Source organism: Kitasatospora sp. NPDC056076 (genome assembly GCF_042266305.1).
GTDB lineage: Bacteria > Actinomycetota > Actinomycetes > Streptomycetales > Streptomycetaceae > Kitasatospora.
Genome location: NZ_JBHJWG010000002.1, coordinates 112,126 through 131,387, shown reverse-complemented (window position 1 = coordinate 131,387; position 19,262 = coordinate 112,126). Strand labels below are relative to the sequence as shown.

The window sequence follows — 19,262 nt, the reverse complement described above, 5'->3', positions numbered from 1 at the left end:
CTCCCCGCGGTGGGGAGGCCGGGCCCCGGCGCGGCCTCGGGTTCGGGCTCAGGCTCAGGCCAGCGAGGCCATCCAGGCCTCGACCTCGTCGCCGCGCCGCGGCAGCCCGGCCGAGAGGTTCTCGTTGCCGTCGGCGGTGACCAGGATGTCGTCCTCGATCCGGACGCCGATGCCGCGGTACTCCTCGGGCACGGTCAGGTCGTCCTGCTGGAAGTACAGGCCGGGCTCGACGGTGAGCACCATGCCGGGCACCAGCAGGGCGTCGACGTGCTCCTCGCGGCGCGAGTGGGCGCAGTCGTGGACGTCCAGGCCGAGCATGTGGCCGGTGCCGTGCAGGGTCCAGCGGCGCTGCAGGCCGAGCTCCAGGACCTTCTCGACGTCGTACACCGAGGCGTCCAGCAGGCCCCAGGCGAGCAGCCGCTCGGCGAGGACGCGCTGCGAGGCGTCGTGGAAGTCGCGGAAGCGGGCGCCCGGGCGGACCGCGGCGATGCCGGCCTCCTGGGCGTCGTACACCGCGTCGTAGATCTTCCGCTGCAGCTCGGTGAAGGAGCCGCTGATCGGCAGGGTGCGGGTGACGTCGGCGGTGTAGAGGGTGTGGGTCTCCACGCCGGCGTCCAGCAGCAGCAGCTCGCCGGGGCGGACGTCGCCGTCGTTGCGGACCCAGTGCAGGGTGGTGGCGTGCGGGCCGGCCGCGGCGATGGTGCCGTAGCCGACGTCGTTGCCCTCGACCCGGGCGCGGCGCCAGAAGGTGCCCTCGATCCAGCGCTCGGAGGTGGCGACGGCCTGCCCGAGCTCGCGCACCACGTCGGTGAAGCCGTTGACGGTGGCGTCGCAGGCGGCGCGCAGCTCGCCGATCTCCCACTCGTCCTTGACCAGGCGCAGGCCGCTCAGGAACTCCTTGAGGTCGGCGTCCTTGTCGGCGTCCAGCACCTCGGCGAGCGCGGCCTCCAGGCCGGCGTCGTAGCCGCGGACGATCCGGGTCGGCACGGCGGAGTCCTTGGCGCGCTCGGCCAGCTCCTCGGCGGCCTTGCGGACGTCGCGGGCGGGCAGGCCGAGCAGCTGCTCCTGCTCGGTCAGGCTGTGCCGGCGGCCGACCCACAGCTCGCCGTAGCCGTCCAGCCAGAACTCGCCGTTCCCGCGGTCCGAGCGGGGCAGCAGGTAGAGGGTGAACTCGTGGCCGGCGTCGCCGGTCGGCTCGCCGACCAGCACCGCGTCCTCGGTCCGGTCGCCGGTGAGGTGCACGTACTCGCTGGCGGCGCGGAAGTTGTAGTCGGTGTCGTTGGAACGCACCCGCAGGTTGCCGGCCGGGACGACCAGGCGCACGCCCGGGTGGGCGGCGGACAGCGCGGCACGGCGCGCGGCGGCGTACGGGGCCTGGGCGACCGGGGTGAGGCCGTGCAGCTCGGTGTCGGCCCAACCGGTCCTCATCGAGGCGGACAGCTCGTCCGAGATCTCGCCGTAGAGGCCGTTCTTGCGGCCCTTGAACGGCGGCGGCTCCTCGCCGCCCTCGGCCTCGGGGTTCTCGGCCACTGCGGGGGTCCGGTCCTCGGTCACGTGCAACGCCTCCTTGGGGGTGGTACCGCCGCCCTCGGGGGAGGTGTCGGGTCGCGACACGCGCGGGCGGCCGTGCGTCCATGGTACGGACGCCCGGCCGCCCGCCCGTCCGGGGTTCGTATACCTACTCGAAGCGCGCGGCCAGCAGCATCAGGTCGTCGGTGGCCGGGGAGGCGTCCGGGGCGGGGCAGACGGCCAGCAGGTGGGCGCAGAGCCGCTCCGGGTCGATCCGTACGTCGCGCGGGGCGTCGGCGGCGGCCCGGCGCAGGTTGGCCTGGCCGGCGTGCAGGGTCGGGCCGCAGCGGCGGGCCAGGCCCTCGGTGTAGAGCAGCAGGGTGTCGCCGCGCCCGGCGGTGAGCTCGACCCCGGGGGCCTCCCAGCAGGCCAGCATGCCGAGCGGGGCGGAGAGCGAGGTCTCCACGAACTCGGCGCCGTGCCGGCCGACCAGGACGGGCGGGCAGTGCCCGGCCCCGGCCAGGGTGATCCGGCGGTCCTCGGGTTCGACCCAGGCGTAGACGGCGGTGGCGGTGCGGGTCGGCTCGGTGGTCTTGAGCAGCAGTTCCAGGTCGCCGAGGACGGAGACCGGGTCCTCGCCCTCCAGCACCGCGTACGCCCGCAGCGCGGCCCGGATCCGGCCCATCGCGGCGGCCGCGCCGGGGGCGGAGCCGGGGCCCGCGCCGGGGCCGTCGCCGGAGACCGAGCCGACGGTGAGGCCGACGGTGCCGTCCGGCAGCGGGATGGCGTCGTACCAGTCGCTGCCGCTGGAGCGGTCCAGGCCGGCCGGGACGAGCCGGGCGGCCAGTCGCAGTCCGGGGGTCTGCGGGAGGTGGTCCGGCAGCAGGCCGCGGCGCAGCGCCTCGGTGGTGCGCAGGGTGCGTTCCGCCTCCAGCTGCTTGGCGAGCAGCGGGGCGGCGATCTCGCAGTAGTGGCGGGCGAGTTCGCGCTGGCAGTCGGTGGGCTGGGCGGGCCGGTCGTAGAACCAGACGGCGGCGGCGAGCGGGCCGTCCTCGACGGTGGCGAGCGGGAGGCCGTAGGCGCCGCCGAGGCCGAGGTGGACGGCGAGTTCGCGCAGCCGGGCGCCGACGGCCGGGTCGTCGGCGAGGTCGGCGGAGTGCAGCTGTTCGGGGCGGTCGTGCTCGCTCAGCAGCCGGGCGAGCAGGCTCTGTTCGGTCGGGACGGTCTCCAGGGCGCCGAGGCTGGCCCGGTCCAGGCCGAGGCCGACGGGCTGGCCGGTGCCGCCGCCCGGCAGCAGGGTGACCAGGACGCCGCGGTCGGCGCCGAGCAGGGCGGCGCCGGAGGCGAGCACGGCGTCCAGGGTGGCGGTGGTGCCGCGGGCGCGGGCGAGCCGCTCGGTGTGCTCGTACAGGCTGGTGATATCGGACAGGCGTCCGGCCAAACGGTCCTGCACCGTGCTGGACGGTGCCGCGGGGCCGTCGGCGCCGCCGTCCGGCGCGTCGGTGGGGCCGGGCAGGTCCGGCGGCGGGTCGAGGACGGTGAGCCCGCCCGCACAGCCGGTCTCACCCGGCTCTGCGGGCGGCGTCGACGGCTGGGCGGCCGACGCGTGGGACTTGGTCATGCCGCCACTCCTGACGCGGTGCTACGTGCCATGCGAAACCCCCAGGTACGGCCAATGTGGAGCGAGCACGGCCAAAGGACGCGTTTCGCCTCGATTCGCTACTACTCGTCATTGATCGACAGCAATGCCACCACTTCTACACAGGCCATTCGGGGCATGTCCAGATCCAGGACGATGCGGTGGCCGGTTCCACGTCCGCGCGACCCGGTCGGAGGGCGCGCACCGGGCGCGGCGCGCCGGTCGGAGCCGGAGGCATGGAGCGAGCCGGGAGCGGGCAGAACCGAGGGGACGGACCGGGCGGCCGTCCGGATCGTATGTCCGCGCCGCCCGCGATCCGGGCTGGCCGGAAGTCTCTCACTCGTACGGTGGAACCAAGCGCGCCCGGGCGGCGTCCATCCGGTCGCATACGGGATTCTCGTTCCAGGGGCTGTTCCAGTGCGCGGCCCTTCTCATGTCGTGCTCCACACCGTGCTCCACGTCGTAGCCGCGCCGTCCGCCGTGCCGCCCGCCCCGCTCCGCGCCTTTCCGGGGCCGTGCCGCCGCGGGCCCCTGCGGCGGGTCCCGACGGATGTCGGTGGGGCGGAGCGAACCGAGCGGTCAGGGAAAGGAACGAGCGCCATGCGTGAGAACCCGAAGAGCCCGAGGAGCCGGTCGCAGGAGTCCCGGGAGCCGCAGGAGTCGTCCGCCCGGCTGGCCGCGGCCCTCACGGCCGCCGTCGAACACCGCTGGCCGGTGGTGCCCGGCACCGTGCTGTGCGGCGGCCGCTGTTCCTGCGGGGAGCCGGACTGCCCGGCGCCCGGCGCCCATCCGCACGACCCGTCCCTGCTGGCCGCCACCACGGACCCCCGGATGGTGCGCTGGTGGTGGGAGCGGCAGACCCCGGACGCGCCGGTGCTGGCCGCCACCGGCTCCGCGGTCTCGGCGGTCAGCCTGCCCGCGGCGGCCGGTGCCAGGGCGCTGGTCCACCTGGGCGCGCTGCGGCTGCCGCTCGGCCCGGTGCTCGCGATGCCGGGCCGCTACGCCCTGCTGGTGGCCCCGTACTCGCTCGACGCCCTGGGCGAGATGCTCGCCCAACTCCCTTCGGTGCCAGGATCGTTGCGCTACCACGGGCCGGGCGGCTTCCTGCCGCTGCCGCCCGGCGGCGGGGCCGGGAGGGTGCGCTGGGTGCTGGCGCCGCGGCCGGCCGCGGCCGGTGGGGTCCGGTTGCCGCAGGTCGGGCCGCTGCTGGGGGAGTTGGTGGAGGCGACGGTCCGGCTGGACAGCGGGCGCTCGACGTACTGACGGATCGCCGGGTCGGGCCGGACTCCGGGCCCGGTGGTGCGGGGCGTTCCGGAAAAGAAAAGATCCGGCCGCTGGCGACGGGGGATGCACCAGCGGCCGGACTCTTTAGACAGTAACAAGGATCCGCGCCCGCGCCAATTTCCAAGACGCCCTCCAGGCCCGGAAATTGCGGCTTCCCGGCGACAATGTGACGCGTATCACCCGGATCCTGCGCGCTTTAGTTCAGGGTGACCTGACGGTTCACCAGGTTCGCGCGGGCGCGCCGCTCCTCGGCGGTCAGCTCGGTCGGGTCGGCGAGGACGGCGGCGAGCCGCTCGCCGAACTCGGCGGCCGGCTTCTCGCAGTCGGCGGCGGTCATGGCGAGCGGGAGGTCCCACACCGGGACGGTCAGGCCGTGCGCGCGGAACGAGCCCACCAGGCGGGTGTCCGCGCCGAGCGAGGCCTCGCCGGCGGCGTTCAGCCGGGCCAGCGCGTCCAGCAGCCGCTCCTCGGGCACGGTCATCACCCAGCGCAGGTGGTTCTTGTCCGGGGTGCCGCACCAGTAGGCGGCGTCGACGCTCGCGAGCTTCTCGGTCGGGATGGCGGAGGCGTTGGCGCGCTCCAGCGAGGCGGCGACCTCGCCGGTGGCGGTCTCGGCGTCCTCCAGCCAGAACTCGAAGCCGGTGTGCACGGTGGGCGTGAACGCGGCGGAGGCGTCCAGCAGGTCCTGGAGGCGGCGGCCGCCCGGGACGGTCCGGCGGGCCGGGACGGGGCTGCCGGGCTCGGTGGCCAGGGCCAGCTCCAGGGCGTCCGCGAGGTCGCGGCTGAGGTCGCCCGAGGAGGACTGGGTCTGCAGGCCGAGCAGGATCGAGCCGTCGGGGCGGCGCAGGGCCGGCCAGGCCAGCGGCAGCACCGTCGCCAGGGTCACCGACGGGACGTCGCCCCCGGCGCTCGCGGTCACTCCGGCGGCCAGCGTCAGCGGCACCGTGGCGGCGGGCACCAGCTCGCGCAGCGCCACCCAGTCAGCCTCGCCCGGCAGGCCCTCGAACGGGCGGTGCACCAGCTCCTGCACGGCGTGCGAGGCCTCCCGGCCGTGGCACGCCTTGTAGCGGCGGCCCGAGCCGCAGGGGCAGTCCTCGCGGGCCCCGACCACGGGGATCTCACCCGTGACGGCGGTGGTGGACTGGCGCTGCGGCGCCTTCTTGGCGGCCTTCTTGCCCATGCTGCGGCTCTCCCGGGGACGGTGGTCCTGTTTCACGGGAAGCCTACTGAGGTTCCCCCGGCGCGCGGGAACGCGCCGGGGCGGGCGCCGGTCGGACGGGTGCCGCTCGGACGGCTACGCGCTACGGGCGGTGCCGCCCCCGGTGCGCCGGGCGTGCCGGGCGCGGGCGGGCAGCGCCGCCCAGACCGTGACCTCGCCGGGCGCGTCCCGGACGCCCCAGTCGCTGGCCAGCTGGTCGACGATGGCCAGGCCGCGGCCGCCGCGCGAGGTCAGCGAGGGGCTGGCGGGCAGCGGCCGGGTGGCCGCGCCGCCGTCGGTGACCTCCAGGGTGAGCACGCCGTCGGCGTGCATCTGCCAGCGGACCAGCACACCGCCGGCCGGCTCGGCCGTGTCGTCCTCGGGCTCCCGGCCGCCCGGTGCCGGGTGCGTCCCGGAGGGGACGCCGACCAGCACCTGGTCCACCACCTCCGCCCGGGCGCCGCGGCCCAGGGCGGGCAGCGGGCCGAGCGGACGGGCGTACCGACAGGCGTTGCTCAACAGTTCGGAAAGGATCAGAACAGCATCATCGATGACCGGTTCCGGTATCTGCCGGTCACCCAGATCTCGACGCAGTCGGCGCCGTGCGACCCCGACACTCGCCGGGCCGTGCGGCACTGCCATGGTCGATGAAGTCGGCACTTCACGCGCCACCATCAACGCCACCCCCGGACCTCCTTCAGCGTATGCCGAGGGATGGATGCCCCTTGGTAATGCGTCGGAAACGACCGTCGGAGGATCCTGCGGGCCCTTTTCCGGCGGCGCGACCCAGGGTCGACAAGAGGTCATTCCGTGCTCACCCTCCGTCGCCCGATCGCAAGAATTCCGGCAATACCGTGCGCGGAAGGTTTGACTGCCGACCAGGGTGATCAGGTTTCCCCGGGTACCCGGGGCGCCCGGCCCCGGCTCAGCGGCCGAGCTGGGCCAGCACCTCGGCGGGCCTGTTGGTGATGATCGCGGAGACCCCGAGCTCCAGGCAGAGCTCGACGTCGGCCGGCTCGTCCACCGTCCACACGTGCACCTCGTGGCCCAGCTCGCGCAGCCGGGGCACCAGCTGCGGCTTGGCCTTGATCAGCTCGATGCCGGGGCCGGCGATCCGGGCCCCGCCCGGCAGCGGCTGCCCGGGGCGCAGGCGGCCCAGCAGCGGCAGCATCCGTTCGATCAGGAACACCCGCCGGTAGTCGGGCGCGGCGGCGGCCACCCGGTTCAGCGCGATCGAGGAGAAGCTCATGATCCGGGCGGACGGGCGCTCGCCGTCCGGCGCGGTGCCGATCTTGTACCGCTCCAGGGTGCGCAGCAGCTCGGCCTCGACCCGGCCGCGGAACCGCACCGGGTGCTTGGTCTCGATCGCCAGGTCCACCGGGCGGCCGCAGTCCACCACCAGTTCGAGCAGCCGCTCCAGCCGCAGCACGCCGCGCAGCTCGGGGTCGGTGCTGGGCCGGCCGGTCTTCCAGGCGCCGAAGTCGTACGCCTCCAGCTCGGCCAGCGTCATCGCGGAGACGGTGCCGCGGCCGTTCGAGACCCGGCCGATCCGGCGGTCGTGCACGCAGACCAGGTGGCCGTCGGCCGTCACCCGCACGTCGCACTCGACGGCGTCCGCGCCCTCGTCGAGCGCGCGCCGGTACGCCGCGAGGGTGTGCTCGGGCAGGGCGTGGGAGGAGCCGCGGTGGGCGATCACCTGGACGGAGGGCGTGGTGCGCGCCGCCGCCGAGGGCAGTTCTGGGCTGGTCACGGCCCCAACGATAGGGGGCGCGGGTGAACCCGGGGCGAAGCCGGTCCCAACCTGCGGGGCCGGCTCCGCCCCCGGTGCGTCAGGCCCGGGCGGTGCGGCGGGTCAGCGGGGTGAGCCCCCAGGTGACCAGCGCCGACACCAGGAAGGCGAACAGCGAGGCCGAGGTCCACTCCTGCGGGGTGAAGTGCAGGGTCCGCTGGGCCGAGGTCCAGAAGTCCACCCATCCGTCGCCCACCGCGGTCGGCGCGATCAGCTGGTAGACGGCGAAGCCCAGCACCCACGGCAGCAGCATCAGCCAGCGGGACGGTGCCCGCTCGGAGAGGTCCCAGCCGTGCCGGCCGGCGCCGAAGAAGTAGTCCACCGCCAGCACCGCCAGCAGCGGTACGAAGACCGAGCCGATCAGGCCGAGGAAGTTGCTGTAGGTGTCGGTGAACCGGTCGATGCGCAGCGCCAGCACGGTGGTCAGCACGCCGATCCCGCCGCTCAGCACCCGGCGGTCCACCCGCGGCAGCAGGTTCTGCAGCGACATCGCGGTCGAGTAGACGTTGGCGAAGGACTGGTCGGTCTCGCGCAGCACCAGCACCAGGAGGAACAGCCAGCCGGCCCAGACACCGAGGAAGGAGTCGAAGATCCGGCTCGGGTCGCCGTCGGACTGGAGCAGCGCCATCAGGCCCAGCACGTAGCACCAGACCTGGGCGACGGTGTAGCCGGAGAAGCTGCCCCAGAAGGCCGACTTCGGGCTGCGCGAGTGCCGGGTGTAGTCGGCGGCCATCGGGACGAAGGAGATCGACACCGCGATCATCGCGTCGGTGGCGCCCAGGAAGCCGTGCCAGTTGCCCGCGCCCGGGTCCGGCACGCCCTGGCGGCCCAGCTGGACGGTGAAGTACACCATCGCGACCGCGACCGCCCCGGCCACGAAGCGGCGCAGCACCGCGATCGAGCCCAGCGGCCAGATCGTCAGCGCGGTGGTCAGCGCGCCCGCGAGCAGCACGAACAGCCAGCGGTAGTCGCTGGTGTGGGCGACGGTCTGGGCGCCCGCCGCGATGGTCAGCAGCTCGAACACGCCCCAGCCGACGCACTGGACGATGTTCAGCACGGTCGGCAGGTAGGACAGCCGGGTGCCGAACAGGCCGCGCAGGTTGGCCATCGCCGGGGCGCCGGTGCGGGCCCCGATCAGCGCGGCGACGCCGAGCATCGCGGTGCCGACCGCCGTACCGGTCACGATCGCCGTCACCGCGGCGGCCAGCGACAGCTCGCTGCCCTTCTCGCCGAGCACGGTCGCGGCGGTGGAGAAGCCGATCAGGCTGACGCCGAGGTTCATCCAGAGCGCGAAATGGTCCCGGAAGCGCAGGGTGCGCGGCGGCTCGGTGTCCAGGACCAGCGGTGCCTCGACGCGGTGGTCCAGCAGCGCGGCGCCGGCGCCGGCCGGGTCCGGCGGGAAATCCTTGGACGCGGGCGCGCCCGGAGAAGAGGATGGCGAAGCAGGCGGCATGGCCGATACTCCCTACGCCGGCATTACCCGGACAGGTTCCGGCGGTCAGCGCCCCCTCGACGGTCCGCCGGTCACTGGCCTGGCGTACGGTCGACATGCGCACTCTCAGCCTGGTCGGTCCAAGCTCCCGCGTGTCAGTTTGGAGCGACAGGCTAACCGGCACGGGTACGAACGCCAAAGGCCACGGGGTGCGCGGTCCGCATCGCGGGACGCCGGGCGGGGGTGGGGAGCCCCGGTTGTCGGTGGCGGCTAAGGATTCTTATGAGTTATTCAGAGGGGTCCTTACGGCAATCGAATCGCCGGTGCGAAAAACTATGGTCCTTGGTTCTGTCAGCTATGGAGGTCGTCCGTGAGCACCGAGCGCGAGGTTGGGCCCACCGGGCCGCAGGGGGAGCAGCCCGCGGGGGCCCCGGAGGCGGCGGGTGCCGTTCCCGACGGCACCGCTCAGGGCGGCCACAAGCCGACCATGGCCTTCAGCCGGGTTCCCGAGCCGAAGGACGAACCGGTCGACAACCCGGTGGCCGGGCCGGTGGACGGGTCGGCCGACGCCGCCCCGGCCGACAGCGGGCACCAGCCGACCATGGCGTTCGGCCGGGTCCCGGAGCCGGCCGCCGCGAGCGCGGCGGCCGAGGCCGCCCCGGCGGAGGGCGGGCACCAGCCGACCGTCGCCTTCACCAAGGTGCCCGCGCCGGAGGCCCCGGCCGCGCCGGCCGCGCCCGCCGTCGAGGAGCCCGCCGTCGACCCGGCCACCGGCTACATCGACGCCCCGCCGCCGGTCCTGCCGCCCGCGCCGCCCGCCCCGGCCCCGGTCGCCGCCGCCCCGGCCGCGCCCGCCCTGCCGCCGGGCACCCCGGGCACCAACCCGTACGCGACCCCGACCCACGGCGTGCCCGCCGCCGGCGCCCACGAGGGCTACGGCGTCCCGGCCGCCAACGCCCAGGAGCCGTACGGCGCCCCGGCCGCCGGTGCGCCCGTCGCGCCCGGCGCACCCGGTCACCACCCCTTCGGCGCCGGCCAGCCGCTCGGCGGCTGGGGCGGCGGCCACGACGCCGGCGCAGGCCACCCCGGCGGCCCCGGTGGTCCGTTCGGCTACCCCGCCGAGTACCCCGGCGGCCCGGGCGGCCACGGCCCGCGCAAGAAGCGCGGCGGCCTGGTGGCCCTGCTCGCGGCCGTCGCGCTGGTCGCCGGCATCGCGGGCGGCGCGGTCGGTGTGGTCGCCAGCGACCACGCCGGCAGCAGCAGCTCGGCGGACGACCACCGCAGCACCACCGTCCAGGCCAGCAACACCCAGAAGAACGAGCCCGTCCCCGGGTCGATCGCCGCCATCGCCCAGAAGGCGCTGCCCAGCGTCGTCACCATCAAGGCGCAGAACAGCACCGAGTCGGGCACCGGCACCGGCTTCGTCTTCGACACCGAGGGCCACATCCTCACCAACAACCACGTGGTCGCGCCGGCCCTCAACGGCGGCAAACTGACCGTCAAGTTCGCCGACGGCACCTCCTACACCGCCTCGGTGCTGGGCCACGCCGAGGGCTACGACGTCGCCGTGGTCAAGATCGACAACCCGCCGAAGAGCAAGCTGTCGCCGCTGCCGCTGGCCGACTCCGACAAGGTCAACGTCGGTGACGCCACCGTCGCGATCGGTGCGCCGTACGGCCTGGAGTCCACCGTCACCAGCGGCATCGTCAGCGCCAAGGACCGCCCGGTCGCCTCCGGCGACGAGACCGGCTCGCAGGCCTCGTACATGAACGCCCTGCAGACCGACGCCTCGATCAACCCCGGCAACTCCGGCGGCCCGCTGCTGGACTCCAGCGGCGCGGTGATCGGCATCAACTCGGCGATCCAGTCCAACGCCTCCGCCAACGGCCGGGCCGGCAGCATCGGCCTGGGCTTCGCCATCCCGATCAACCAGGCCAAGTGGGTCGCGGACACCCTGATCAAGACCGGCAAGCCGGTCTACGCCAAGCTCGACGTGCTGCGCAACGACGACTACAAGGGCGACGGCGCGCAGATCCAGACCAAGGACGTCCAGGGCCAGCCCGCCGTCACCCCCGGCGGCGCGGCCGACAAGGCCGGCCTCAAGCCGGGCGACGTGATCACCAAGCTCGGCGGCGCGCCGATCGAGAACGGTCCCGCCCTGGTCAGCCGGATCTGGACGCACAAGCCGGGCGAGACCGTCGACGTCGAGTACACCCGCAACGGCCAGACCATGACCACCAAGGTCACGCTCGGCCAGCGGGACGGCGATCAGTGACCCCCGGGCCCGCGGAATCGTGTGCGCCGAAGGCCGTCGGACCCGTTAGGCTGACCTCCGCCTGGAGAGCTGCCCGAGCGGCCTAAGGGAACAGTCTTGAAAACTGTCGTGGCGTGACCCGTCACCGTGGGTTCGAATCCCACGCTCTCCGCCGGTAGGAGAAACCACCTGCTCAGGGCGGGTGCCGAGATCGTTTCGGCACCCGCCCTCGGTGTTTTCCGGGGCGGGCCGGCGGCGGGCCGGCAGTGCGCCGCCGCGGGGTCGCGGCCGGGCCGGCGGCCGGGGGTTGACCCTGACACAGGGGGAGACGGTGGAGTGGGAGCACCATGTTGAACATCGGAGACTTCGCCGTCCACGGCCGGGTGTCGGTGCGGATGCTGCGCCACTACGACGCGATCGGCCTGCTCACACCCGCCAGGGTGGACCCGGCCACCGGGTACCGCTCCTACGAGGCGGGCCAACTCGCCCGGCTGAACCGGGTGATCGCGCTCAAGGAGCTCGGCTTCACGCTGCAGCAGGTGCGGGCCGTGCTGGACGAGCACCCGGACCCGGCCGAGCTGCGCGGGATGCTGCGGTTGCGGCGGGCCCAGCTCGCCGAGGCGATCGCGGCGGACGAGCAGCGGCTGGCCCGGGTGGAGGCGAGGCTCCGGACGATCGAGAGTGAGGGGAACATGTTCGAGCACGATGTCGTGGTGAAGCCCGTTCCGTCCGTGCGGGTGGCCCAACTGAGCGGTGTGGCGGCGAGTTCCGCGCCGGAGGACATCACCCCGGTGATCGGCCCGCTCTTCGACGAGCTGTGCCGGCGGGTGGAGCAGGCCGGGATCGAGGTGGTCGGGCCGTCCGTCGCCCGGTACGAGGACGGGCCGGAGGGCGACGGTTCGGTGGTCGTCCGGGTGGCCCTCCAGGTCGCGCCGTCCGTGCGGGCCGGCCGGGACGACATCGAGGTGGTCGACCTGGCGCCGATCGAGGAGGCGGTGACCATCGTCCACCGCGGCTCGATGGACGACGCGATGGGCAGCTTCCAGGCCCTGGCCCGCTACATCGACCAGAACGGCTACCGCTCGACCGGCTACGCCCGCGAGCGCTACCTGGAGACCCCGGCCGACCGGTCCGGCTGGGTCGTCGAGTTCCAGGAACCGGTGGTCCGCAGGTAGCGGCCGCCGCTTGCCCTCGACCAGGTCGAGGGTCCTAGCGTCACCCGGCATGACCACCGCGACCTCCGCCGGGACGGCCCGGCGCACCGCCCTGCCCCGGCCGTACCTGCTCTGGCTGGCCGGGGCCCAGGCCGGGCTGCTGGGTGACGCCGCGCTGTCCTTCGCCCTCGGCTGGGCCGCCTCCGGGTACGGCGGCGGGGCGGCCGGGCTGGTGCTGACGGCGGTCACCGTGCCCCGTACGGTGCTGGTCCTGCTGGGCGGGGCGGTGGCGGACCGGTTCGGCGCCCGCCGGGTGATGCTCGCCGGGGACGCGGTGATGCTGGTGGTGACCGCCGCACTGGCGCTCGCGGTGGCCGGCGGCCGGGGCGCGCCGCTGTGGCTGCTGGTCGGGGCGGCCGTGGCGACCGGGACGGTCGACGCGTTCTACCTCCCGGCGAGCGGCTCGATGCCGCGCCGGCTGGTGCCCGCGGACCGGCTGCCCCGGGCGCTCGCGCTGCGGCAGGCCGGCGGGCAGTGCGCGGTGCTGCTCGGGGCGCCGCTGGGCGGCCTGCTGGTCGCCGGGGGCGGGCTCGCGGGCGCGGCGGCGGCGGACGCGGTGAGCTTCGCGGTCGTCCTGCTGGTGCTGCTGCGGGTCCGGCCGGACCAGGAGGGGCCCGGTCCGGCTCCCGCCGCCGCCCCGGCGGGCCTGCTGCGGGAGGCGGGGGCGGGCGTCCGGCTGGCCCTGGGGGATCCGCTGCTGCGGGCCGCGCTGCTGCTGACCGGCGCTGCCGCGGGGGCGCTGCTGCCCGTGGTCTCGCTGCTCGGCCCGCTGCTCGCCCGGGCACACGGCTGGGCGGCGGGCACCGCCGGACTGGTGACCGCCGGTCAGGCGGCGGGGGTGCTCGCGGTGGCGGCGGCGGTCGCCTGGCGCGGCGGGCTGCCCCGGCCGGGGGTCGGGGCGGCCGCCGGGCTCTGCACGGCCTCGGCGGGCACCGTGCTGCTGGCGCTGTCCGGCGGTCCGGGGGTGGCGGTGGTCGGCAGCACGGTGGTGGGCCTCGGCTCCGGACTGTTCGCCTGCCACCTCGGACCGCTGGTGCTCGGCGGTGCCCCGAACTCCCATCTCTCCCGGGTGCAGGCCTTGTTGACGCTGGTGCAGAGCCTTGCCCTGGTGCTGTCCACCGGGCTGCTCGGGACGGCCGCGGACGCGACGGGGGCCGTCCCGCCCGCCCTGCTCTGCGCCCTCGCCATCGGGGCGGCCGGGCTGGCGGCCCTCGCCACCCCGGTGCTGCGCCGGGCCTGACCGACCGGCACCGCCGGTCGGCGGGACACCGGCTGGCGGCCGGTGGCCGGTGCCGAGGCCCACTTGCCCGGCTCCGGGCCTCGGGGCAGAGTGCGGAGGTGGCGGCGGTGCGGTGGTGACTGGAGGCGGCGATGAGTGATCTGACGGACCGACTGGCGCTGGGCCTCCCGGCGGAGGCGGTGGTGGTGGATCCGGACGTGACCGCCGCCTACAGCCACGACATGGCGGGTTTCTGCGCCGCCGGGACGCCCGCCGTGGTGGTCTTCCCGGAGACGGTCGAGCAGGTGCAGCACGTGCTGCGCACCGCGACCGAGCTGCGGGTGCCGGTGGTGCCGCAGGGGGCCCGGACCGGGTTGTCGGGGGCGGCGAACGCCGTCGACGGCTGCGTCGTGCTGTCGCTGGTGAAGCTGAACCGGATCCTGGAGATCGACCCGGTGAACCGGGTGGCGGTGGTCGAGCCGGGCGTGGTGAACGCGGAACTGTCGCGCGCGGTCGAGGAGTTGGGTCTCTGCTACCCGCCGGACCCGTCCAGCTGGGAGACCTGCACGATCGGCGGCAACATCGGCACCGGCGCGGGCGGGCTCTGCTGCGTGAAGTACGGCGTCACCAGCGAGTACGTGCTCGGGCTGGACGTGGTGCTGGCGGACGGCCGGCTGCTGTCCACCGGGCGCCGCACGGCCAAGGGGGTGGCCGGGTACGACCTGACCCGGCTGTTCGTCGGCTCGGAGGGCACCCTCGGGGTGGTGGTCCGGGCGGTGCTGGCGCTGCGGCCCGCGCCGGAGCCGCAGCTGGCGCTGGCGGCGGAGTTCCCCAGCGCGGACGCGGCGGGGGCGGCGGTCTGCGCGGTGATGGAGTGCGGGCTGACCCCGTCGCTGATGGAGCTGATGGACGCGGTCTCCGTCCGGGCCGTCAACGAGCTGGGGCAGATGGGGCTGCCGGAGTCGACCCGGGCGCTGCTGCTGGTGGCCTTCGACGGGCCGGACCGGGAGGCCGGGCTGGCCCGGGTCGCGGAGCTGTGCCGGGAGGCCGGGGCGACCGAGGTGGTTCCGGCTGAGGACCAGGCGGAGTCGGACCTGCTGCTGGCGGCCCGGCGGCTGGCGCTGCCCGCGCTGGACCGGCTGGGCACCACGATGATCGACGACGTGGCGGTACCGCGCTCCCGGCTGGCCGAGATGCTGAACGGCGTCGCGGCGATCGCCGAGCGGCACGCGCTGACGATCGGGGTGGTCAGCCACGCCGGGGACGGCAACACCCACCCGATCGTGATCTTCGACGCCGCGGACCCGGAGCAGACGGCGCGGGCCCAGCGCTCCTTCGACGAGATCATGGCGCTCGGGCTGGAGCTGGGCGGCACCATCACCGGGGAGCACGGGGTGGGGCTGTTGAAGCGGGACTGGCTGGCCCGTGAGCTGGGGCCGGTCGGGCTGGACCTGCAGCGGCAGGTGAAGGCGGTCTTCGACCCCTTGGGCATCCTCAATCCGGGCAAGATGGTCTGATTTTCGGCGCGGATATCTTCTCCTCATGCGCACCCTTCGGCCCGCATTCTCGGTACGACTTTCCGATGGTCTGTGAATGGCTGGAAAGTCGACTTGGAAGGGTGGGCGAACCTTTCGGGGGCGTGTTCAGGGGTGGCCCGCGCCGGGGGTGGTGCGCCCGGAGGTTCGTACGGCACTGACGCGCCGTCGTCCGACGTCCGCGGAAAGGCCGCCGAACGGGCGAAGTCGCAGGTCAGTAGCGGTGTGTCGGCGCACTGTCCGATCTTCCGCCCGTTATGCGCGGCCCGGGTGGATATCACGCTAACGGGCGAAAACTGCTCCGTCGGCTAGTGCTTTGTCGATTTGTTGCGGAAGTCTTTCTCCCGGCGTCGCAGCCCGCAGGTGTTCGTCTGGCCGGCGAACCCCCGCACCATGCTCGACCAATGCACGATTAACGGCTTCTTGGAGGCTCACATGGCTCGCTTCAACACCCGCCGGGTGTCCGGGTTCCTGCTCGCCGCCCCGCTGGCGGCCGGTCTGCTGCTGGCCGGTGCCGGGGCCGCCGCCGCCGACAACGGCGCGGGCGCCGCGGCCGGTTCCAACGCCGGCGTGGTGTCCAACACGGGCACCGGCAACATCTTCGGCGGCCTCGACGGCAACTACGTCTCCAACCAGCAGACGGCCACCGGCGCCGGCGCCTCGAACCAGAACAACACCGTCGCGGTGAAGGACAACGCGGGCAACGTCCTGGCCGGTCAGGGCAACAAGAACATCAACGTCATCTTCGCCCCGATCTTCCCCTGACGGCTCCGGGTGCCACTGCCGGCGGGGGCGCCGGAGGTGGACGGCCGCGGGTGAGCTGAGCATCCGCGGTGGGGTTCGGAACGGTCACCGGGCGGGCTTCCCGCCCCGGGCGGACCGGGGAGACCGGACGAACGCATGGACCGGCCAGCGGAAAGGGTCGCCGCGAAGCCGGCCTCGTGGGCGGTGCCGCCATCGGCACCGCCCACGAGTGCGTCCGGGCCCGGGGCCCCACCGGCCCGCCACCCGCGCCCGGCCCCTGCGCCCCGCCCGCACGCGCCCCGCCCCCCGCGAGCGGCCCGGATCCCTCCAGCGAGGGCCCGCGCCCGGCGCCGTCGGTCCACGGCGGTACGGTTGCGCTCCGACAGCGCTCCACGTGCCCGGGCCCGGAACGGACGGCCCGGTCGGGGCGGCGACCGCGGCAATCGGAAGGAAGGCGCGCGATGGCGGCGGAGGACGAGGGCCTGACCGGCCCGGACGGGGCCAGGCCCGCACCGGAGCCGCAGCCGCAGCCGTGCCCGGCACCACCGGACGAGCGCCGGCCCGGGCCGAGGTCCGTCCCGGAACTGCTGCTCGGCCGCCCGCCGATGGCCCGCCCGCTGCCCTCCTTCGACCCCGCGGCCGCCCCCGCCGAGCCCGGCCCGCTGTTCGTGGACTGGCTCGCCACCGCCCTGGACGCCGGGGTGCTGGACCCGCAGGCCTTCACCCTCGCCACGGTCGACGCCGACGGCATGCCGGACGCCCGGGTGCTGGTGCTGCGCGACGTGGACGCGGCCGGCACCGGCTGGAACTTCTCCGCGGCCGCCGACAGCCCCAAGGGCCGCCAGCTCGCCCACCACCCGGCCGCCGCGCTGAACGTCTACTGGCCGCAGCTGGGCCGCCAGGTCCGGGTGCGCGGCAGCGTCGAGCGGGCCGCCGACCTGGTCGCCGCCGCGGAGTTCGCCACCCGCTCGCCCGCCGCCCGGGTCGGTGCGCTGGTCGGCCGGCAGAGCGAGCCGCTGGCCGAGCTGACCGAGTACGACGAGGCGGTGGCGGTCGCCCGGCGCCGGCTGGAGGCGACCCCGGACGCCGTCGCGCCCGGCCACGCGGTCTACACCCTGTGGGCGCACGAGGTGGAGTTCTGGCAGGGCGACGCCCAGCGCCGGCACGTCCGGCTGCGCTACACCCGCACCGGCCCGGTCCGTACCCCGGAGTGGTCCCGCACCCTGCTCTGGCCGTAGCGCCGTTGCCGTGGGGGGCCGGCCGCGCCCGGTCGGCGTCCTCCGGTCGGCCCCCTCCCGCCAACCGCCTCTCGCCAGCCCCCTCCCGTCAGACCCGTCCGGTCAGCGCCGTCCGGTCAGCGTGGCCCCCACGCTGGCCGCGACCACGCAGCCGATCCCGGCCAGCTGCGCGGCGCCCAGCAGCTGGCCGAGCACCACCAGCCCGACCAGTGCGCTGACCGCCGGCTCCAGGCTGACCAGCACGCTGAACACCCGCTGGGGCATCCGCCGCAGCGCCGTCATCTCCAGCGCGTACGGGAGCACCGGCAGCAGCAGCGCCACCCCGGCCGCCGAGGCGAGCAGCACCAGCGGCGAGGCGCCGGGGGCGGTCAGCCCGTCCCAGGCCTCGCCGAGCCCGAACGGCGCGAGGAACAGGGCGCCGACCGTCATCGACACCGCCAGCCCCTGGAAGCCCTGGAAGGCGGCGCCGACCTTGTCGGTGAACAGGATGTACAGCGCGTAGCAGCCGGCCGCGCCGAAGGCGTAGAGCAGGCCGACCGGGTCGAGCGAGCTGCCGCCTTCCCCTTCGCCGAGCAGGGTCAGCAGGACGACCCCGGCCGCCGCGAGCAGGGCCCAGAGCAGGTGGCTGGCCCGCCGGGCGAAGACCAGGGCGACCGCGAGCGGGCCGAGGAACTCGATGGTCGCGGCGGTGCCCATCGGCAGCCGGTCGATCGCCCCGGCGAACAGGAAGGTCATCCCGGCGGAGGCCATGCCGAGCAGCGCGGCCGCGGCGAGGTCGCGCGGGCGCTTGTCGCGCAGCCGGGGCCGGGTGACGGCGAGCAGGATCACCGCGGCGAAGCCCAGCCGCAGGAAGGTGGTGCCGCTGACCCCGAGCGGGCCGAACAGCGGCTTGGACAGGGCGATGCCGGTCTGCACCAGGAACATCGCGACCAGACACAGAAGCGGCGCCGGGATCCTGTCCGGGCGCCGCAGGGCCTTGCCGATCCGGCCGGTGGACCGGCCGGGGCGGAGCCCCGGGGGCGCCGTGGAGCCGGGCTCCCCACCTCGTCGCCGGCTGCCCCGCTCGCCGGCGGGCCCGCCCGTGGGGGCGGGCGGCGTGGCAAGGGCCTCGGCGACGGCGGCGGCCGAGGTGGGGGCGACGGTTTCGCCGGTATGGGAGGTGGGCATGCTGACGAGTTTGCCGTAAGGAGTGACCAACCAGCAAGCTCGTTACAACCCGTTCACGGAAACCGGGACGGATGCGGACGGGTGCGCCCGAAAGGGTGGACTCGAACGGGCCGCGCGGCGTGGCGGACGCGTTCGTCCGACGGTCCGTCAGTATCAAGGCCGGGTGCGCTGTCTCCGCCCGGCGGCCTTCCTCGCCGCCTCCCTCGTGCTCCTGCTGGCCACCGGCGGGACGGGCGTGAGCGCCGAGGCCTCCGTCCCGGCCGCCGCCGCCCTCCCGCGCATCCGGGCCGTCCGGCTCCCCGACCGGATCGGCCCGCCCCGGTTCCGCGACAACTGGAGCGGCGCGGCCTTCGACGTCTGCACCGCCCCCTCGACCGACGCCCTGCGGGCCTGGCGCGCCGCCTCCCCGTACGGGGCGGTCGGCATCTACGTCAGCGGCTCCCAGCGCGGCTGCCCCCAGCCCCGGCTCACCGCGGACTGGATCCACCAGGCGCGCTCGATGGGCTGGCGGTTCCTGCCGGTGCACGTCGGCCTCCAGGCGCCGTGCGCCGACCCGAGCCGCAAGCCCCGGCGGATCGACCCGGCCGAGGCCGCCCAGCAGGGCCGGGACGAGGCCGGCGAGGCCGTGCGCGCGATGCGCTCGCTCGGCTTCGGCCGGGGCGCCCCGGTCTACCTGGACATCGAGGCCTACCCGATGCGCGACGCCGGCTGCGGCCGGGCCGTCGTCGAGTTCACCCTCGGCTGGACCCAGGCCCTGCACGCGGCGGGCTACCGCTCCGGCTTCTACTCCAGCCTCGACTCCGGCGTCGCCGACCTGGCCGCCGCGGCCCGGGCCGGCAGCGCCCCGCTCCCGGACGCCGTCTGGTACGCCCGCTGGGACGACCACGCCGACACAGCTTCCTCCGGCCCGCTCGGCCCGCAGCTCTGGGCCTCCCACCAGCGCGTCCACCAGTACCACGGCAACGTCCAGGAGACCTACGCCGGCGAGACCCTCACCGTCGACCGCGACCGGGTCGACGGCCCGACCGCCGGCTGACCGG

15 protein-coding genes, 1 tRNA gene and 1 riboswitch are annotated in these 19,262 nt (G+C 75.0%); of the genes, 9 read left to right on the top strand and 7 right to left on the bottom strand.

The features are described 5' to 3' along the window. Nucleotides 1-54: 54 nt before the first annotated feature. Both ACFC1T_RS02755 and ACFC1T_RS02750 read right to left on the bottom strand, forming a co-directional pair. Complete coding sequence (locus tag ACFC1T_RS02755) at nucleotides 55-1,554, bottom strand: aminopeptidase P family protein (RefSeq protein ID WP_375882662.1); 1,500 nt, start codon at nucleotides 1,552-1,554, stop codon at nucleotides 55-57. A gap of 124 nt (nucleotides 1,555-1,678) precedes the next feature. Next, nucleotides 1,679-3,130, bottom strand: a complete 1,452-nt coding sequence (locus ACFC1T_RS02750; protein ID WP_375882659.1) for a PP2C family protein-serine/threonine phosphatase — start codon at nucleotides 3,128-3,130, stop codon at nucleotides 1,679-1,681. Between the two features lie 618 nt (nucleotides 3,131-3,748). Here ACFC1T_RS02750 and ACFC1T_RS02745 point away from each other — a divergent pair. Then, nucleotides 3,749-4,411 (top strand): bifunctional DNA primase/polymerase, encoded by a 663-nt coding sequence (locus ACFC1T_RS02745; protein WP_375882657.1) that lies wholly within the window; start codon nucleotides 3,749-3,751, stop codon nucleotides 4,409-4,411. Between the two features lie 217 nt (nucleotides 4,412-4,628). Here the strand turns inward: ACFC1T_RS02745 and ACFC1T_RS02740 are convergent, their stop codons facing one another. The 4 genes from ACFC1T_RS02740 to ACFC1T_RS02725 all read right to left on the bottom strand — a co-directional run bounded on the left by ACFC1T_RS02740 (nucleotide 4,629) and on the right by ACFC1T_RS02725 (nucleotide 8,872). Further along, a complete protein-coding gene (locus ACFC1T_RS02740) occupies nucleotides 4,629-5,612 on the bottom strand; it encodes a DUF5926 family protein (RefSeq protein WP_375882654.1) in 984 nt (327 codons plus the stop codon). Between the two features lie 114 nt (nucleotides 5,613-5,726). Then, nucleotides 5,727-6,314, bottom strand: a complete 588-nt coding sequence (locus ACFC1T_RS02735; protein WP_375882653.1) for an ATP-binding protein — start codon at nucleotides 6,312-6,314, stop codon at nucleotides 5,727-5,729. A 241-nt stretch (nucleotides 6,315-6,555) separates the two neighbouring features. Further along, nucleotides 6,556-7,380, bottom strand: coding sequence for a glycerophosphodiester phosphodiesterase (locus ACFC1T_RS02730; protein ID WP_375882651.1), 825 nt, complete (start codon nucleotides 7,378-7,380; stop codon nucleotides 6,556-6,558). A 79-nt stretch (nucleotides 7,381-7,459) separates the two neighbouring features. Next, the gene (locus ACFC1T_RS02725; RefSeq protein WP_375882649.1) at nucleotides 7,460-8,872 is read right to left on the bottom strand and encodes a purine-cytosine permease family protein; all 1,413 of its coding nucleotides are present in this window, start codon (nucleotides 8,870-8,872) and stop codon (nucleotides 7,460-7,462) included. Beyond that, nucleotides 8,865-9,013: riboswitch (TPP riboswitch) on the bottom strand. Its footprint overlaps the gene before it by 8 nt. Nucleotides 9,014-9,221: 208 nt before the next feature. On the opposite strand from ACFC1T_RS02725, the gene ACFC1T_RS02720 reads away from it, so the two are divergent. The 7 genes from ACFC1T_RS02720 to ACFC1T_RS02690 all read left to right on the top strand — a co-directional run bounded on the left by ACFC1T_RS02720 (nucleotide 9,222) and on the right by ACFC1T_RS02690 (nucleotide 17,055). Further along, nucleotides 9,222-11,126, top strand: a complete 1,905-nt coding sequence (locus ACFC1T_RS02720) for a S1C family serine protease (protein ID WP_375882647.1) — start codon at nucleotides 9,222-9,224, stop codon at nucleotides 11,124-11,126. A 63-nt stretch (nucleotides 11,127-11,189) separates the two neighbouring features. After that, nucleotides 11,190-11,277 (top strand) — tRNA-Ser (locus ACFC1T_RS02715). 175 nt (nucleotides 11,278-11,452) lie between these two features. Beyond that, a complete protein-coding gene (locus ACFC1T_RS02710; RefSeq protein ID WP_375882645.1) occupies nucleotides 11,453-12,280 on the top strand; it encodes a MerR family transcriptional regulator in 828 nt (275 codons plus the stop codon). Between the two features lie 49 nt (nucleotides 12,281-12,329). Then, complete coding sequence (locus ACFC1T_RS02705) at nucleotides 12,330-13,559, top strand: MFS transporter (RefSeq protein ID WP_375882643.1); 1,230 nt, start codon at nucleotides 12,330-12,332, stop codon at nucleotides 13,557-13,559. Nucleotides 13,560-13,690: 131 nt separating this feature from the next. Further along, nucleotides 13,691-15,055, top strand: a complete 1,365-nt coding sequence (locus tag ACFC1T_RS02700) for an FAD-binding oxidoreductase (RefSeq protein WP_375882641.1) — start codon at nucleotides 13,691-13,693, stop codon at nucleotides 15,053-15,055. A gap of 453 nt (nucleotides 15,056-15,508) precedes the next feature. Further along, complete coding sequence (locus tag ACFC1T_RS02695; RefSeq protein ID WP_375882638.1) at nucleotides 15,509-15,838, top strand: hypothetical protein; 330 nt, start codon at nucleotides 15,509-15,511, stop codon at nucleotides 15,836-15,838. 440 nt (nucleotides 15,839-16,278) lie between these two features. Continuing rightward, nucleotides 16,279-17,055, top strand: coding sequence for a pyridoxal 5'-phosphate synthase (locus ACFC1T_RS02690; protein ID WP_375882635.1), 777 nt, complete (start codon nucleotides 16,279-16,281; stop codon nucleotides 17,053-17,055). 102 nt (nucleotides 17,056-17,157) lie between these two features. On the opposite strand, the gene ACFC1T_RS02685 is transcribed toward ACFC1T_RS02690, so the two are convergent. Beyond that, on the bottom strand, nucleotides 17,158-18,222 hold the full coding sequence (locus tag ACFC1T_RS02685) for a DMT family transporter (protein ID WP_375882633.1): 1,065 nt from the start codon (nucleotides 18,220-18,222) through the stop codon (nucleotides 17,158-17,160). Nucleotides 18,223-18,385: 163 nt separating this feature from the next. Between ACFC1T_RS02685 and ACFC1T_RS02680 the strand changes: the two genes are divergently transcribed. Then, the gene (locus ACFC1T_RS02680) at nucleotides 18,386-19,258 is read left to right on the top strand and encodes a DUF1906 domain-containing protein (RefSeq protein WP_375882632.1); all 873 of its coding nucleotides are present in this window, start codon (nucleotides 18,386-18,388) and stop codon (nucleotides 19,256-19,258) included. Nucleotides 19,259-19,262: the final 4 nt, after the last annotated feature.